Source organism: Pseudoalteromonas sp. 2CM32C (assembly GCF_023161925.1).
In the GTDB taxonomy this organism is placed as follows: domain Bacteria; phylum Pseudomonadota; class Gammaproteobacteria; order Enterobacterales; family Alteromonadaceae; genus Pseudoalteromonas; species Pseudoalteromonas marina.
Map to the genome: position 1 here is coordinate 69,366 of NZ_JALNTI010000004.1, position 16,055 is coordinate 85,420.

Here is a 16,055-nt window from a genome sequence, read left to right on the forward strand (position 1 = left end):
TGTGTCCTTAATTAGAATTTTTAACGCGCATTACGGCTATAGCAGCAACCACAAATGAAGCTGCACCAATTAATAAGGCGTAAATAGGCTGGTTAGAAAATACATGGCGTAAAATAAGCCCTAAAATGCTAGCGGCGAGTAATTGCGGTATAACAATAAAGAAGTTAAAAATACCCATATAAACGCCCATTTTATTACTTGGTAAGGCGTTACTTAACATGGCATAAGGCAGCGATAAAATAGACGCCCACGCAAACCCTACGCCTATCATTGGAATAATTAGCATTTTTGGGTCTTGTATAAACATAAAGCTTGCAAGGCCTAATGCGCCTAGCAATAAATTAAAACAATGTGCGCCTTTTAAACCCATTTTTTTTACTAAAAACGGAATACACATAGCTGCAATTGCGGCAAAGCCATTGTAGGCTGCAAATAAAATACCCACCCAGTCTGCGCCATCGTTAAATGCTTTAGAGGTAGCATCGCTACTGCCATAGTGAAAACTTGTTACCGCGGAAGTGGTATAAATCCACATAGCAAATAAAGTAAACCAGCTAAAAAACTGCACCCATGCAAGCTGCTTCATGGCCTCTGGCATCGTAAAAACATCTTGTACTACTTGGTAAAAGCCACCTTGTGTTTTGTTGGCGCTTTTAAGCGCGGCTGCAATCCACTGCACAATACCAAAGGCTAATAAACCACCAGCAAGTAGGTATAATTCTTTTTCAAGCGATAAACCCATAACTAATGCAAGGGTTGCTAAACCCAGTACCACAAAAATAATGGCACCTTTATTAAAGTTAATATCAGCAATAATTGCAGTCGTAGATTTTGCTGTTTGCTGTTCAAATTTAGCAAGTTGTTCTGGGCTATATTCCTTCGTGCGTGCCACAGTCCATAAAACAGCAACTAATAAAACCACCCCACCCCAGTAAAATGAATATTTGACCGACTCGGGAATTTGCCCAGCCGCTGCAGTATTACTGACATCAAACCAGTTGGTCATCATCCATGGTAGCGCCGAGGCTAACACCGCACCAATACCAATAAAAAAGCTTTGTAAACCGTAACCTGTCGCACGTTGTTTTTCTGGTAAGTTATCACCAACAAGTGCCCTAAACGGTTCCATTGTGACGTTGATTGAGGCATCCATGATCCATAACATCCCCGCAGCAATCCAAAGTGTTGGCGAGTGCGGCATAATAAACAACGAAAGTGTTGTTAACACAGCGCCCACAAAGAAAAACGGACGACGACGGCCAAAGCGCCCCCACGTTTTATCGCTCCAGTAACCAATAATAGGTTGTACTATTAGGCCTGTAAGCGGCGCTGCAACCCATAAAATAGGAATATCATCAACTTGTGCGCCTAATGTTTGAAATATTCGGCTTACATTGCCGTTTTGCAGAGCAAAACCAAACTGTATGCCTAAAAACCCAAAGCACATGTTCCATATTTGCCAAAAACTTAAATTTGGCTTATCGGTATTATTATTTTGATTATTCATTATTAGCCTTATTTGTTAATACTGCGCTGCTAAATGCATCAAGTGTCAGATTAAATGTGGCACCTTGTGAGTGTGTTTTAAGTTCCACTTGGTGTTGCTCAAGTAAATCAACAATTAGTGAGCTTTCTCCCAGTTTTGTTACTTGCTCCTGAGATAAATCAACGGAGATACTCTGTGTTTGCTCACTGAAGTTACTTAGTACCAAAATTGTTTGCTGCCCTAGCGTTCGGCTAAACCCAACAACACGATCGCTACCTGTAAGGTTAAGCTTTTGCATATCGCCGCCTACAACAGCAGGTAAGCTATTTAAAGCCATAATTGCTTTATAGTACTCACGCAAAGCAGCTTGTTCGTTAGTGAGTTTTGCGCCATCAAACTTACCGTTATTCATCCATGCTTGATGAGCGGGTACGCCTATGTAATCAAAAATACTAGTGCGAGTAGGCGATCCAAAGCCGGCATTTTCAGATCCATCCTCACCAACATCTTGGCCAAAGTATATTAGGCTTGGTGCACGACTAATTAAGTTAGAAACCACCATGGCGGGTTTACCCCAAACTGCATTTCCTGCAAAGTCTGGGCTAGCGATACGTTGCTCGTCGTGATTTTCTAAAAAGTGCAACATGTGTTGCTCTATGTCTGCAACAGTTTTATGCGCATCAAAAATAGTGTTTGCTGACTGCTTGCTTTGCATAATGGCCTTTAACGTATCGTAAAAGCCCACTTTATCGTAAAGAAAATCCATTTTCCCTTGGTGAATATAGGCGCGATACATTTTTGGGTTGTAAACTTCAGCCAGTAAAAAGGCATCTGGCTTTTGCATTTTTATTGATGAATTCAAAAAACTCCAAAATTCGACCGGTACCATCTCGGCCATATCATATCTAAAGCCATCAACCCCTTTGTCGAGCCAAAACAATGCAATATCTCTAAATTTATACCAGCTATTAGGGAGTTCTTTATCCTGCCAAAACGCATAATGAACACGGTAATCTTTCGTTTCTATGCTTTTTGGTAGTGTTGGAAAGTCGTAACTGCCGTCTGGTTTAACACCGTAATTCACTTTTACGGTTTCGTACCAATCGTTTATGTCAGGTTTTGGCGCTCGTGCACCATTCCCGGTCCATTTTGCTGGGTTTTCATCAAAAAAGCCGTCCGCAAGTGGATGAGCATTGCCACCTAGGACTTGGTAATTAACATCTGTAGGTACTTGAAAAGACTTTCCTGGTACATAGTAAAAATTATTATTTTTATCGTACACTTTACTGGTGTCATCTTGCTCACCAAAGTCTTTAACACCTTTTGGCTTACCTAGCGATTCATAATTACGTGCCACATGGTTAGGCACTATATCAATAATGACTTTCATGCCATGGCTATGTGTACGTTCAATAAGCTGGGTAAATTCTCCCATGCGGTTTGTTACATTAACAGCTAAATCGGGGTTAACATCGTAGTAATCTTTAATCGCGTACGGTGAGCCTGCGCGACCTTTTACCACATCAGGGTCATCTTGTGAAATGCCGTAGTCGGTATAATCGCCCACTAACGCGTGATGTAACACACCGGTGTACCAAACGTGCGTGGTACCTAGCTCTTTAATGCCTTTTAGGGATGCGTCGTTAAAGTCGGCAAATTTACCTACACCGTTTTGCTCTTTCGTGCCCCATGGCACATTGGCTGTCTCGGTATTACCAAATAAACGGGTAAAAACTTGATACACAACTGGCTTGGTAAGCTCATTTTGCGTATGTGCAGGTGTTTGCTGTTGTTCAGGTTTATTATTTTCTGAACACCCTGTAGCAATAAGTGCACTACACAGCACTGCGGGTATATAAACTGATTTTTTCATTGTGTGTCTTTTTTGTCAGTATTGTTATTAACTTTATACTAAAGATTACTGCAGCAACCATACAGTTGCTGCATACGTATTCAGGTCACTATTGTGGCTTATTGATAATTAATACAGTTGCGCTCATAGCTGGTAGATCAATGGTTTTGCCAAGCTTTTGTGTTTTTTGAGTAAATAAATTAAATGCTGTTGTGCGGTTAGGCATCACCTCTTGCATATACTCAATATTTTTTTGTAGTGCCTCTGTGTTTTTATTCATAAATACCAACACAGTTTGCTCGTCGCTAATACGTGAATAACTATAAACCCCTTGATGAGGCGTAAAGTGTACAAGTTTACCTTTATCTAATGCTGAGCTGTTTTTTCTAAAGTTAAGCAGCGTACTGATGGTGTTATGCATCTCTTTTTGCTGTTTTGTTAAGCCCTCTTTGGTAAAGGCGTTACGTGTTTGCCTATCAAACCCTCCAGGAAAATCAATTCTAATATCGCCATGGTCTTTACTTGGGGTGTTATCTAATAGTACTTCCGTACCGTAATACATTTGCGGTATGCCACGTGTGGTTAAAAACAAGGTCATCGCCATTTTTGTTTTGGCTACATCTTGACCAAGCTCAGTGTAAACACGGCTCATATCGTGGTTATCGGCAAACACCATAATGTTATTTGTATCAGGGTATAAAAAGTCATTAGCTAACGATTCATATACTTTAACCCAACCCGTGTTCCAGCTTTCATCTTCATTTAGCGCTTGAATTACAGACTCTTGCAACGAAAAGTCCATCACGCTTGGTAAGCTTGATGTATACCCATCTTGATTATGCTTGCCACGTTGCCAGTAAGAAGCAATAGCAGGGTTAGACGTCCACTCTTCTCCAACAATATTAAAGTCTGGATACTCTTGCATTATGGCTTTTGTCCAATCACTTAAAAATGCTTTATCTGAATATGAGTAGGTATCAACGCGTATGCCGCTTAAATCGGCGTATTCTATCCACCAAATCGCATTTTGAATTAAGTATTCACTTAACAGTGGTTGGCGCTGATTTAAATCAGGCATGGTTTCTACAAACCAGCCATCGTTAAACTGGCGCTTGTCGTATTCACTGGCGTGTGGGTCTTGTATGGTTTGGCGCGCATGGCTGGTGGCATTCTTGCCTTTATTAAACTCACCATTAAAGTTAATCCAATCTTTAGTTGGCTTATCGTTAACCCAAGTATGCTCAGAGCCAAAATGGTTAAGAACCATATCCATTACAAGGCCTATACCCTGCTCTTTTGCTTTTACAGATAACGTTTTGTATAACTGGTTTGAGCCCATTCGTGGGTCAACCTTATAAAAGTCTGTAATTGCATAACCATGATAAGAATAATTAGGCATGTTGTTTTCAAGCACAGGCGTTAACCAAAGCTGTGTTACGCCTAAGTCGTTTAAATAGGGAAGCGCGTTTATAACGCCTTGAATATCACCACCGTGGCGCCCACCCTTTATACTCGGGCTTGCTGCTTCTAACATGCTTGGGACGGTATCGTTTTCTTTATCACCATTAGCAAAGCGATCGGGGTTAATTAAATAAAGCGTATCAGCTGATGTAAACCCTTTACGCTGACCGCTGTTTTTATCTCGATCAAGAAGTGGGAACTCAAAGTTATTGCTTGTTTCGCTGCTATTAAACTTAAGCGTTCCGGCTTTAGCGGCGTCGGTAATGGTAATATTTAAAAATACATAATTTAGATTATCGGCACGGGTTACTTTATTTAACTTAACGCCGTTGTATTTAGCTAATTTAATTTGCTCGTTTGCAATGTTTTGCTCATGAACCATGATGGTAATCGTGTTTTTGTTCATGCCAACCCACCAATTAGCTGGCTCAACGTCAAGTGCGTAGCTAATGGTTGGTAAAGTACAGGCACTTACAAGTAAAAGCTTTTTTAAAAGTTGCATCATCAGGCCTTTTTAATTTTTGCTAAAAAATCTTTATGAGTTGGTAATTGATCTACCGTTGAGGTAATAAGCGTTTTTAGTGTTGAGAATAAATCGTTTAGTTGTTCACTACTGAGTGAGTCAACGATGTTGTTATAATCCTCGGGAATAAGACCTTGTCCAATACACACCTGCTGCCAAGCCACTTCTGCAAATAGCTCGTCGTTTTCGCGCACTACCTTGCCTGTTTGCCTAAATAAATCTATTTTATGAGCTAACGATTGAGGTATATCCATTTGCTTACATTGGCGCCAAAATGGCGAGTCTTCTCGTTCGGTTAATTTGTAATGCAAAATAATGAAGTCGCGAATATGTTCTATTTCAGTAACACTTTGCTTATTAAATTCAGTAACAAGCGCATCACTAATGCCATTATGAGGAAATAACTTAATTAAACGTATAACCGCACTTTGAATTAAATGAATACTGGTAGACTCAAGCGGTTCTAAAAATCCACTTGAAAGCCCCACTGCTACCACATTTTTATGCCATTGCTTTAAACGTCGTCCAGTTTTAAATTTTATTAAGCGAGGGTCTGTTGTAGATTCACCCGGTAAGTTATTAAGTAAAAGTGCAATCGCGCCCTCGTCAGATAAATAACGACTGCAGTAAACAAGCCCGTTTCCTGTCCTATTTTGCAACGGTATTTGCCACTGCCAGCCTGCGTTATGTGCAATAGAACGCGTATAAGGCCTTAATTCGTTGCTACCTGTTGATTGCACTGCAACAGCCCTATCGCATGGTAAATAATGCGACCAATCAACAAACCCTGTATTAAGCGTTTCCTCAATTAAAAGTGCACGTTGCCCCGTACAATCTATAAATAAATCACCCTCTATTTGGCTATTATTATCAAGCGTTAGACTGTTAATTTGGCCTGTATTTGGGCACTGAGTAACACGCTCTATTTTTGCATCGATGTGTTTTACACCGCGTGATACTGCCAGTTTTTTAAGGTACTCAGCATATAAGGTGGCATCAAAATGAAAAGCGTAACTTATCCCAGGTAGCTGTGTATTAGGAATAGCGCTTAGTGGTGCAAACTTGTGCTTTTTAGCTGCTTGGTAATTAAGTGAAAAATCCCATAAAGAATCCTCACTACCACTAATTTGCCCTTTTACCCAAAAGTTATAAAAGTCACAAAACGGAAAGTCTTTACCAAACGAGCCAAACGCATGCATGTAACTATGTGATGTTGTTTTCCAGTTTTCGAACTCAATGCCAAGTTTTATAGAGGCATTAGTAGCATTTATAAAGTCTTGTTCATTAATACCTAACGCATTGTTGAGCTGAATAATAGGCGGAATGGTCGCTTCACCAACACCAATAGTACCAATACTGCTGGATTCTATAAGGGTGATGTTAATTACTTTACCTAATACTTTATTAAGTAGCGCTGCGGCTATCCAACCAGCGGTCCCACCGCCCGCAATAACAACGTTTTTTATTGGTTTCATAGTATTGCCCACTTTTACAAGCCAAAGCTTTGTTAAGTTTGATAAAATTTAGATAAAGTAGCTATAAAAAAGCCCTTGTAAAATAAATTACAAGGGCTCCTACACACAACGTTTATTATAGCTTGTAACTAAAGCCCAATAAGAACGTACGACCATAATCTTGGTAGTCACGTACTTGTAGCGCGTTATCGCCACTTAAAGTGGTAAACGGTTCTTCAGTAATATTTTGTACTTGGAAGGTTACATTTAAGCCATCTAAGCTATCAACACCTGCTTCGCCAAAATCAAAACCCAATTGTGCATCCCAAATTGTTTCACCTTTAATGTCAACTTGAGTTGCAGCAAGGCCTAATCCATTTACGTTACCTTTAAAGTCACTACGTTTACGCATACTTGTACGCGCTTGGAATCCATTACGCTCGTAGTAAACAGTCAAGCTATCTATTTGGTCAGATAAGCCAACAAGTTCATATTCATTCCCATTTTGATCTTCAACGTCTTGCTCAATGCCTGTATGGCTTGCAATTAAACCAAAGCCATCAAGTGAAGAATGAAATACGTTAAACGGTAGCGCAAGAGAAAGCTCGTAACCCCATAGGTCACCGCCGCCGCCATTTACTTTACCATTACCAGTACCTGAAGAAGTTGCTGGTATTTCACCCGTTGCAGGATTAGCTACGCCAGACATATCGACTGCGTAAGTACCATCAAATATCCACTGGTTGATATCTTTATAGAAAACCGCTGCAGAGAAGTAACCTTCTGCATTAAAGTAATTTTCGTAACTGATATCAAAGCCTGTCGCTTCTTTTGGCTCTAGTTTAGGGTTACCACCTGAAATGCTCCAAAAGTTGCCATTATCATCTGGTTGTTGCCCGTAAGATGCATTGATTGACGCATTCATATCGTTTAACAATGCGCGTGAAATAGTTTTAGCCGCACCAAAACGTAACGTTTGTTCTTCGTCGATTGCAAACGACAAGTTAATGCTTGGTAAAACGTGGCTGTAGTCGTGACTTACGTCTGTTGGTGTAACAACTACGAGACCGTCTACTGTGTTAGCAGCTGAACCCTGTGAAGACTGTTCAGTTTTAACATAGCGAACGCCCACATTACCTGTTACCGGAATTGATCCAATTTCTGCGTTAATATCAGCTTGAACAAAGAAGGCAGTTACTTTTTCTTGGACTGTCCACGACTGTGTTTTATGTTTTTGGTCTGTAAGGCTTTCTTGAAGTAAATCATAGTAACCATCGTTTATTAGGGCACGAGTATCGTAGGCAATCATATCGCCCATACCAATGAAGTCTAAGCTAGCTGAACCTAAACGGTACTGCTCTGGAACCGAAACCATACCTGGGTTAGATAGAGAAAAATCTTTAAGTGTTAAAAAATAACCTTCAGATAACTTTGATTTTTCACGGTCACGATAAGACATACCAAATTTAACAGCATTAACGTATTCGTTGTCTAGAATTTTAGTTGCAGCAAGTTTTAACGTGGTTAGTTCATCATTCACTTCTGGCGCATTGATGAAACCATCTTGTGCTGTATTTTGAAATGGTGTGTCAGTTAAACCATATTTGTCATTAAGGGCTTTACTTCCACCCCACGATAACGGGCCACCTAATTGAATTAGGTTATAGTCACTGTAATCTAGCTCATGAGAAAATTGTGCACCTGTATTACCACCATCAAGCATATAACCAATGTTGTCAGCAACACCATTAGCATCACCTCGACCTGTCCCTGAATAACTTTCAATGCTCCATAGCTGACGTTCAACCTCAGAGCGGCTAATATCAAACTCTGTGCTCCAACTGTCGTTAATATCGTATTTTGCATTAAAACCAAACTGCGTTAATTCGGCTTTTCGTTCTTGATGATCGTTACGAACAACAACACGCTGACCTTCTGTCACAGCGCTTGTGATAAATCCAGTTTCAGCATCAACTGTTGTTGAATCTGAGCTAATTGAACCTTGACCCCATGCAAATGGAATTTCGATACCGCGCAAAATTTGTTCATCTGAAAAGTCGATATAAAGCGCATCAAACGTCATATTTAATTTATCAGTCGGTGCAGCTTCTAATACAAGCATTGCTGAATCACGCTCAAGCGTTGAAGAACGTACGTATGGTTTAGCACCACCTAAAATAGAATATGATTGACCATCTTCAGTAGTAAACTCTGGGTAACCCCATGAGTTCCAACGCTTTTCTTGATTTGGTGAACTCATTGTGTTTAGAGCAAACGCAACACCAATGGTGTCATCTGCAAATTGGTCAATGTATGAGACCGTACCGCGGTAACCTTGATCATCACCGTCTGGATTAAGCTTACCAAAACCAGTTTGCTCAAGTTGACCATTAAACATGATTACACGTTCACCTTTACTTAAAGGTTTAACGGTTTGCATGTCGATAACACCGGCGATGCCTTCAGCTTCGATACTCGCACTTGGTGTTTTATAAACGGTAACGCCGCTCATTATTTCAGATGGGTAAAGGTCGAACTCAACGCCACGGTTATCACCAATTGATACTTGCTCACGACCATTAAATGTAGTGGCACTTTCGTTTTCGCTAAAGCCACGAACACTCACTCGGCTTGCACGACCGTCTAGGCGCTGTGCTGTTAAGCCAGGTAAACGAGCGATAGACTCAGCAATCGACGAATCAGGTAACTTACCGATATCTTCTGCAGAGATAGACTCAACGACTTCTGGTGAAAAACGTTTAGTGTTGATTGATTCTACAATACTGCCACGAAAACCTTTAACTTCGATAACTTCTACGTCATCATTTTTTAATTGTTTTTCTTCCGCTGCAGTTGCTGCAAAACTAGTGATGCCAGCAGCAGCTAACGCCAGAGTTAATATACTTGGTTTGAACATAGACATGATGTTTTCCCGTTACCCATATTGTGATACCCGCTCAATTGTTTAGTGATAGTAAACCGAGGCGAGCTTATTTTGTTGTCAGGATGGATATTAACGCTTGGTTTATTTTATTAACAAGTTTATGCATACGTATTCAAGCCTTATAAAACCAACATAAATTAACATAAACTTCACACAAAACTTAGTAACACACTGTTTTAAATGATATTAATTGGTGCAACAAATTTTATCCGAATATTACAATTATGCAAAATAGCCTAATGATTTAAACCTGCTTTAACAGCTTGTAATTATTAAGAAATAAATTAGATCCATACACCATTGGCTAAATTTAACTAATAAATATCAATGTGAAATTGGTAAGACCATTTCATGCAATCACTATTATAGTGCAATCCAGCAAAAATATGCACTTGCGAGGTGCTATGCCGTGTTACTTTTTAATTACATGCAATTGGTAAACAGATTCAATTTAATGGCAACGCTTCCTTAAAACTAAATAGACGCTTTTTGAAGTCACTCAAACATGCTTATTTTTGTGCATACGTATGCAGTCTTTTTACAGTATCTCGGCCTTCACGTATGCTTTTTGCAAATAACGTGATTTACCATAATCACATATAAGAATTTAAAAAACTGTTTGGAATGACGGAGAAAAGCATGGCCCAAAAGCAGTGGTATAAAGGTGCGGTTATTTATCAAGTTTACCCGCGTAGCTTTCAAGATAGCAACAACGACGGTATTGGTGATTTAAGAGGAATAATTAATCGTATTGATTATATTAAGAGCTTAGGTGTTGATGCTATTTGGATTTCGCCATTTTTTAAATCTCCTATGAAAGATTTTGGTTACGATATTAGTGACTACCGTGATATTGACCCTTTATTTGGCAATTTAAACGACTTCGACGAGCTTATTGGACAAGCACACGACCGCGATATTAAAATTATTATCGACCAGGTGTTAAGCCACACGTCAGATCAACATCAATGGTTTTTAGACAGCCGTGAAAATCAAAGTAACGACAAAGCCGACTGGTATGTGTGGGCTGACTCTAAAGAAGACGGCACTGCACCAAATAACTGGTTATCAATTTTTGGCGGCGGTGCATGGCAATGGGAACCACGCAGAGGGCAATACTACCTTCATAACTTTTTAACTGAACAACCCGATTTAAATTTTCATAACCCAGATGTTAGAAAAGCAGTGCTAGATAACGTTGAGTTTTGGCTTAAAAAAGGCGTTGATGGTTTTAGACTCGATGCCATTAACTTTTGCTATCATGATGCGCAGCTTCGTGATAATCCTGCAAAACCAAAAGAAAAACGCCAAGGCCGTGGTTTCAGTGAAGACAACCCTTACGCATTTCAATACCACTATTACAATAATACCCAACCTGAAAATATTGAGTTTATGCAAGATATTCGTGCGTTACTTAATAAATACCCAGGCACTGTATCACTGGGTGAAATTTCGTCAGAGGACTCTTTAGCCACTATGGCAGAGTACACACAAGGCGGTGATAAGCTGCATATGGGTTATAGCTTTGAGCTTTTGACTAACGATTATTCAAGTGAGTATATAAGAACAACCGTGCAAACCCTTGAAAAAGGAATGACAGAAGGCTGGCCTTGTTGGGCGTTTAGCAATCACGACGTTGAACGTGTAGCAAGCCGTTGGAGTCAAAATGGCGAAGTTAATTCACAGCAATGTAAAATGCTCACCGCCCTACTCGCATCCTTGCGCGGTAGCGTATGTATGTACCAGGGTGAAGAATTAGGCCTAGGGGAAGCCAACGTAGCCTTTGAAGATTTGCAAGACCCGTATGGAATAACCTTTTGGCCAAACTTTAAAGGCCGTGATGGCTGTAGAACGCCGATGCCATGGGATAATGCCGATTTACACCATGCGGGCTTTAGTGACACTAAGCCATGGCTTCCTGTAGACGAGCAGCATAAACAGCAATCAGTAAAACAGCAAACACATGATCATGATTCTATCTTAAATGCTTATCGTGAATTTATGGCGTGGCGAAAAACAAAAACCGTGCTACTTGAAGGCGATATTGAATTTATTAACACACATGAGCCTGTACTTGCTTTTTACAGAACATTCGAAAATGAAAAAATGTTGTGTGTTTTTAATTTAAGTAGTTCTGAAGCATCGCTATCGATGCCAACTGAAGTATTAACAGAGTTTAATGAGCTTAGCCACCATAAAGGCCATGTAACGAACGAGGAATTACTATTAGCGCCGTTTGCATGCTATTACGCAAAGTGCTAATTGATACTAACCGCTAATTAGTTACAAAAAAAGCCCATCTAATAACATGGGCTTTTTTGTAGGTAAACTTAATGGTTATGGGTTTTACTATTGAGGTAATCGGTAAATGCAAACAACACTCCAGACATCACAAAAGTAACGTGGATTATTACTTTCCATAGTAGCTCGTCGTTTGAATGCACCTCTGAATTTATAAACACTTTTAATAGTTCTACAGCCGATATTGCAACGATTGCGCTGATAAGCTTCATTTTCAGCCCTGAAAACCCCACTTTACCCATCCAAGATGGCTTATCTTCATGATTATCTATACCTAGTTTAGACACAAAGTTTTCGTATCCACTAAATATAATAATCAACAATAAGCCTGCAAGTAACGCTGTATCAACCAGCGTCAATATGCCTACTAGTAAATCTTGGCTTGATGCGGTAAAAGTAGCGATCCCCATTAAATAAAGCTGTTTAAAAAACTTTATTAATAACAAAATAACTGCAAACAAAAGGCCAACAAAAAAAGGCGCTAACAACCAACGTCCTTTAAAAATAAACGACTCCAATGCATGCTCTATTTTATTGGTTGATTGAATGTTTTTTTTGGGTGTAACGGGAGTGTTAGGTGTCATTTATTATTCTATGAATTAAAAAAGGCGACATTAACGTATTAATTAAGCTTATACAAATAATTATAAAAAAACGGCTCATAAATAAACTTATCTTTACGATAAATATATTTCGTTATCTTTTATTTAAAATTCGATTAAATTCAACATACCAACAGAAGCGTTCTGCTTGGACATGTTTGTTTAATAGCGACAATCACCGCTATAAAACCATTTTTTAGGAATAAACGAATGAAAAAAGCATTACTTGCATCACTTACAGCGTCACTATTTGCAGTATATGCAACATACTCAGTAGCAGACGACACACCAGTAGCATCAGCACAAATGGTAAAAGAGTACACTGAGATGTGCGTTAACTGGGCCAAAGACGACGATGTAATGAATGAAGACCTTTACGCGTATGTTTTAAATTGCGTAAATGATGAGCTTGAATCAGAAGGCTATCAAAAAGTAACTTCTGTAAAAATCTAACCCTGACTCAAAGGTATGCTTTAAGCCTGCTTTTAAGGCTAGCTATGCTTAGCTAATTGAACAGCCAAAAAGCCGTTGCGAGCACAATTACCAAGCATAAAAAAACCGGAATAGACACATGCTGTGCATTCCGGTTTTTTGTAACTATAAGGTGTTAAAAACGCGCTTTAGTTACTTTTCATCTTTTTTTGCTTTTGCTTTAGGTTTTGCTTTAGCAGGGGCTTTTTTAGCAGCAGCTTTCTTTTTAGGTGCTGCTTTTTTCTTGGCTTCTTCTACCCACTTACCTGCTTCATAATGAGCAGTCCAACCAGTTGCTTTGCCGTCTATCTCAGTCATAACATACTGCGCTTTGTTTTTACGACTGTAGCGCACAACAGCAAGATTACCATCTGGGTCTTGACCTGGTGCGTCCGCTAAATAGTAGAATTTAGGGGATATACGATCTCTAAATCGTTTTAACTCTTCAACCTTAGGGGCTCGAGTTTCACGCGATTTAGGGAATGTATTTGCAGCTAAAAATATACCTGCAGCACCATCTCGTAATACAAAATAGGCTTCTGATTTTTCACATTCTAATTCAGGAATATGAACTGGATCTTCTTTAGGCGGAGCGGCTTCACCATTCTTTAGTAACTTACGTGTATTTTTACACTCTTCGTTATTACAGCCAAAGTACTTACCAAAACGTCCAGATTTAAGTTCCATGTCTGAGCCGCATTTATCACACTCAATAATTGGACCGTCATAACCTTTAATCTTAAACGTGCCTTGTTCAACAATATGCCCTTTACACGCAGGGTTGTTACCACATACATGTAACTTGCGAGTCTCATCGATTAAATACGAATCCATCGCTGTTTCACAAACGGGACAGCGCTTCATTTGCATTAATTTTTCTGTTTCTTCGTCTTCAACATCAGCGGCAACCGCTTCATCGCCCGACACTAAATTCATAGTAGTAGTACAACGTTCTTTAGGCGGTAAGTTATAACCTGTACACCCTAAAAACACCCCGGTTGAAGCAGTTCGAATACCCATTTTACGGCTACAGGTAGGACACTCTATATCAGTTTCAACCATTTCATTAAGACGCATGCCACCTTGTTCTGGTTCGTCTTTTGCAATGGTTAATTGTGTTGAAAAATCAGCGTAAAACTTATCAAGTACTTGCGTCCATACACGCTCACCTTCTGCTATATCATCTAAACGGCCTTCCATTTTTGCTGTGAAATCAAAGTTCATTAAATCGGTAAAGTTTTCAACCAGACGATCGGTTACAATTTCACCCATTTTTTCAGCAAAGAAACGACGGTTTTCTACCCGCACATAGCCACGGTCTTGAATTGTAGAAATGATAGAAGCATAAGTAGATGGACGACCTATTCCTCGTTTTTCTAACTCTTTTACTAAACTTGCCTCACTAAAACGCGCTGGTGGCTTAGTGAAGTGCTGTTTAGGATCAAGTTCAACAAGTGTGAGTGTTTCGCCCACTGCAACAGCTGGGAGTGATTGATCTTCTTCGTTCTTCTTACGAACAGCTGGTTGCACTTTGGTCCAACCATCAAAACGAAGCACACGCCCTTTTGCCTTAAGCTGAAAATCGTTAGCCGCAACAGTTAAGGTTGTTAAATCGTACTCTGCAGGTACCATTTGGCACGCTACAAATTGACGCCATATTAATTCGTAGAGCTTTTTAGCATCGGCATCTACACCTTCAAGGTGTCCAGACAGTACAGTAACGCTAGAAGGACGAATCGCTTCGTGTGCCTCCTGTGCATTACCTTTAGAGCTGTAGTTAATTGGTTCTTTTGGCAGATATTTTGAGCCAAACTGCTCTGTAACGTATTCACGACACATCTCAACAGCATCTTTCGATAAGTTTGTTGAATCAGTACGCATATAAGTAATATAACCACCTTCGTACAATCGCTGCGCTAGCATCATGGTCTTTTTAACACCATAACCTAAACGTGTACTGGCAGCTTGCTGCATTGTTGATGTGATTAAAGGTGCACTTGGGCGACTTTTACTCGGTTTTTCTTCAACATTAACAACTTTATATTCTGCACTCTCAAGGCTTTTTACCGCCTCTTTGATCTGTGCTTCATTTACAGGTTTAAATGGCTTGTCTGCTTGTTTAGTGACTTCTAAACGTAAGTCAGACTCGCTATTTTTAACATCTGCATGAATATCCCAGAACTCTTCTGGAATAAACGCTTTTATTTCACGCTCACGCTCTACGAGTAATCGTACTGCAACTGACTGTACTCGCCCTGCAGATAAACCACGCGCTACTTTTGCCCACAGAAGCGGCGATACCATAAAGCCCACAACACGGTCTAAAAAGCGACGAGTTTGCTGAGCAAATACCATGTCAGTATTTAGCTCACCCGGTGTTTCAAACGCTTGCTGAATGGCATTTTTAGTAATTTCGTTAAAAACAACGCGTTTGTATTTTTCTGGTTCACCACCAATGATTTCTTGAAGGTGCCAAGCAATTGCTTCCCCTTCTCTATCCAAATCCGTTGCGAGGTATATTTGGTCTGCTTTTTCGGCCAGCTTTTGTAATTCTTGAACAACCTTTTCTTTACCCGGTAGGATTTCGTAATGAGGCTGCCAGCCTTTTTCAGGATCAATCCCCATACGTGCAACCAGGTTTGTGTAATCTCGTTGCTGTTTATAAGCTGCTTTCTCATCCGGTGGCATTTTACGCACTTCTGCTGGCGTTTTAGTTGCCGGCACTTTTGCTTTGCTCGAACCTGAGGTAGGTAAGTCTCGTACATGTCCAATACTGGACTTTACGATAAAGTCATTACCTAAGTATTTATTAATTGTTTTAGCCTTAGCAGGTGACTCTACAATTACTAGCGATTTGCCCATAGTTGCCTATTTCTAACCAAATATTGAAAATGTGTTTACCGCATTAGCGGTGCGAATATTTATAGGTATATCTACAAACACTAGTTGTTACAAGCTTTT

General features: G+C 39.8%; 9 protein-coding genes. 2 read left to right on the forward strand and 7 right to left on the reverse strand.

What is annotated here, in order from left to right:
* Positions 1-7 precede the first annotated feature (7 nt).
* The 5 genes from MTF67_RS09630 to MTF67_RS09650 form a co-directional block, all read right to left on the reverse strand.
* On the reverse strand, positions 8-1,507 hold the full coding sequence (locus tag MTF67_RS09630; protein ID WP_248519392.1) for an MFS transporter: 1,500 nt from the start codon (positions 1,505-1,507) through the stop codon (positions 8-10).
* Positions 1,500-3,359: an alpha-amylase family glycosyl hydrolase gene (locus MTF67_RS09635; RefSeq protein ID WP_248519393.1), complete on the reverse strand. Its 1,860-nt coding sequence runs from the start codon at positions 3,357-3,359 to the stop codon at positions 1,500-1,502. The genes MTF67_RS09630 and MTF67_RS09635 overlap by 8 nt, the downstream gene beginning before the upstream one ends.
* Before the next feature lie 88 nt (positions 3,360-3,447).
* Positions 3,448-5,304, reverse strand: coding sequence for a glycoside hydrolase family 13 protein (locus MTF67_RS09640; RefSeq protein WP_248519394.1), 1,857 nt, complete (start codon positions 5,302-5,304; stop codon positions 3,448-3,450).
* On the reverse strand, positions 5,304-6,797 hold the full coding sequence (locus MTF67_RS09645) for a tryptophan halogenase family protein (protein ID WP_248519395.1): 1,494 nt from the start codon (positions 6,795-6,797) through the stop codon (positions 5,304-5,306). Before MTF67_RS09645 ends, MTF67_RS09640 begins: the two co-directional genes overlap by 1 nt.
* A gap of 115 nt (positions 6,798-6,912) precedes the next feature.
* Entirely contained in the window at positions 6,913-9,699 is a 2,787-nt protein-coding gene (locus tag MTF67_RS09650; RefSeq protein ID WP_006792153.1) for a TonB-dependent receptor, read from the reverse strand.
* Positions 9,700-10,359: 660 nt separating this feature from the next.
* Here MTF67_RS09650 and MTF67_RS09655 point away from each other — a divergent pair.
* Positions 10,360-11,982: an alpha-glucosidase family protein gene (locus tag MTF67_RS09655; protein WP_248519396.1), complete on the forward strand. Its 1,623-nt coding sequence runs from the start codon at positions 10,360-10,362 to the stop codon at positions 11,980-11,982.
* A 68-nt stretch (positions 11,983-12,050) separates the two neighbouring features.
* Here the strand turns inward: MTF67_RS09655 and MTF67_RS09660 are convergent, their stop codons facing one another.
* Complete coding sequence (locus tag MTF67_RS09660; protein WP_248519397.1) at positions 12,051-12,605, reverse strand: TIGR00645 family protein; 555 nt, start codon at positions 12,603-12,605, stop codon at positions 12,051-12,053.
* 228 nt (positions 12,606-12,833) lie between these two features.
* Between MTF67_RS09660 and MTF67_RS09665 the strand changes: the two genes are divergently transcribed.
* Positions 12,834-13,076: a hypothetical protein gene (locus MTF67_RS09665; protein ID WP_006792156.1), complete on the forward strand. Its 243-nt coding sequence runs from the start codon at positions 12,834-12,836 to the stop codon at positions 13,074-13,076.
* A gap of 171 nt (positions 13,077-13,247) precedes the next feature.
* Here the strand turns inward: MTF67_RS09665 and topA are convergent, their stop codons facing one another.
* Positions 13,248-15,956 carry a type I DNA topoisomerase gene (gene topA, locus MTF67_RS09670; protein ID WP_010557475.1) on the reverse strand — a complete coding sequence of 903 codons (2,709 nt, stop codon included), beginning with the start codon at positions 15,954-15,956 and terminating at the stop codon, positions 13,248-13,250.
* Positions 15,957-16,055: the final 99 nt, after the last annotated feature.

Excerpts from the sequence above, each read along its gene's own strand:
- MTF67_RS09650 (WP_006792153.1), bottom strand. The coding sequence starts at position 9,699 with ATGTCTATGTTCAAACCAAGTATATTAACTCTGGCGTTAGCTGCTGCT.
- MTF67_RS09655 (WP_248519396.1), top strand. The coding sequence starts at position 10,360 with ATGGCCCAAAAGCAGTGGTATAAAGGTGCGGTTATTTATCAAGTTTAC.
- MTF67_RS09635 (WP_248519393.1), bottom strand. The coding sequence starts at position 3,359 with ATGAAAAAATCAGTTTATATACCCGCAGTGCTGTGTAGTGCACTTATT.
- MTF67_RS09645 (WP_248519395.1), bottom strand. The coding sequence starts at position 6,797 with ATGAAACCAATAAAAAACGTTGTTATTGCGGGCGGTGGGACCGCTGGT.
- MTF67_RS09665 (WP_006792156.1), top strand. The coding sequence starts at position 12,834 with ATGAAAAAAGCATTACTTGCATCACTTACAGCGTCACTATTTGCAGTA.
- MTF67_RS09630 (WP_248519392.1), bottom strand. The coding sequence starts at position 1,507 with ATGAATAATCAAAATAATAATACCGATAAGCCAAATTTAAGTTTTTGG.
- MTF67_RS09660 (WP_248519397.1), bottom strand. The coding sequence starts at position 12,605 with ATGACACCTAACACTCCCGTTACACCCAAAAAAAACATTCAATCAACC.
- topA (WP_010557475.1), bottom strand. The coding sequence starts at position 15,956 with ATGGGCAAATCGCTAGTAATTGTAGAGTCACCTGCTAAGGCTAAAACA.
- MTF67_RS09640 (WP_248519394.1), bottom strand. The coding sequence starts at position 5,304 with ATGATGCAACTTTTAAAAAAGCTTTTACTTGTAAGTGCCTGTACTTTA.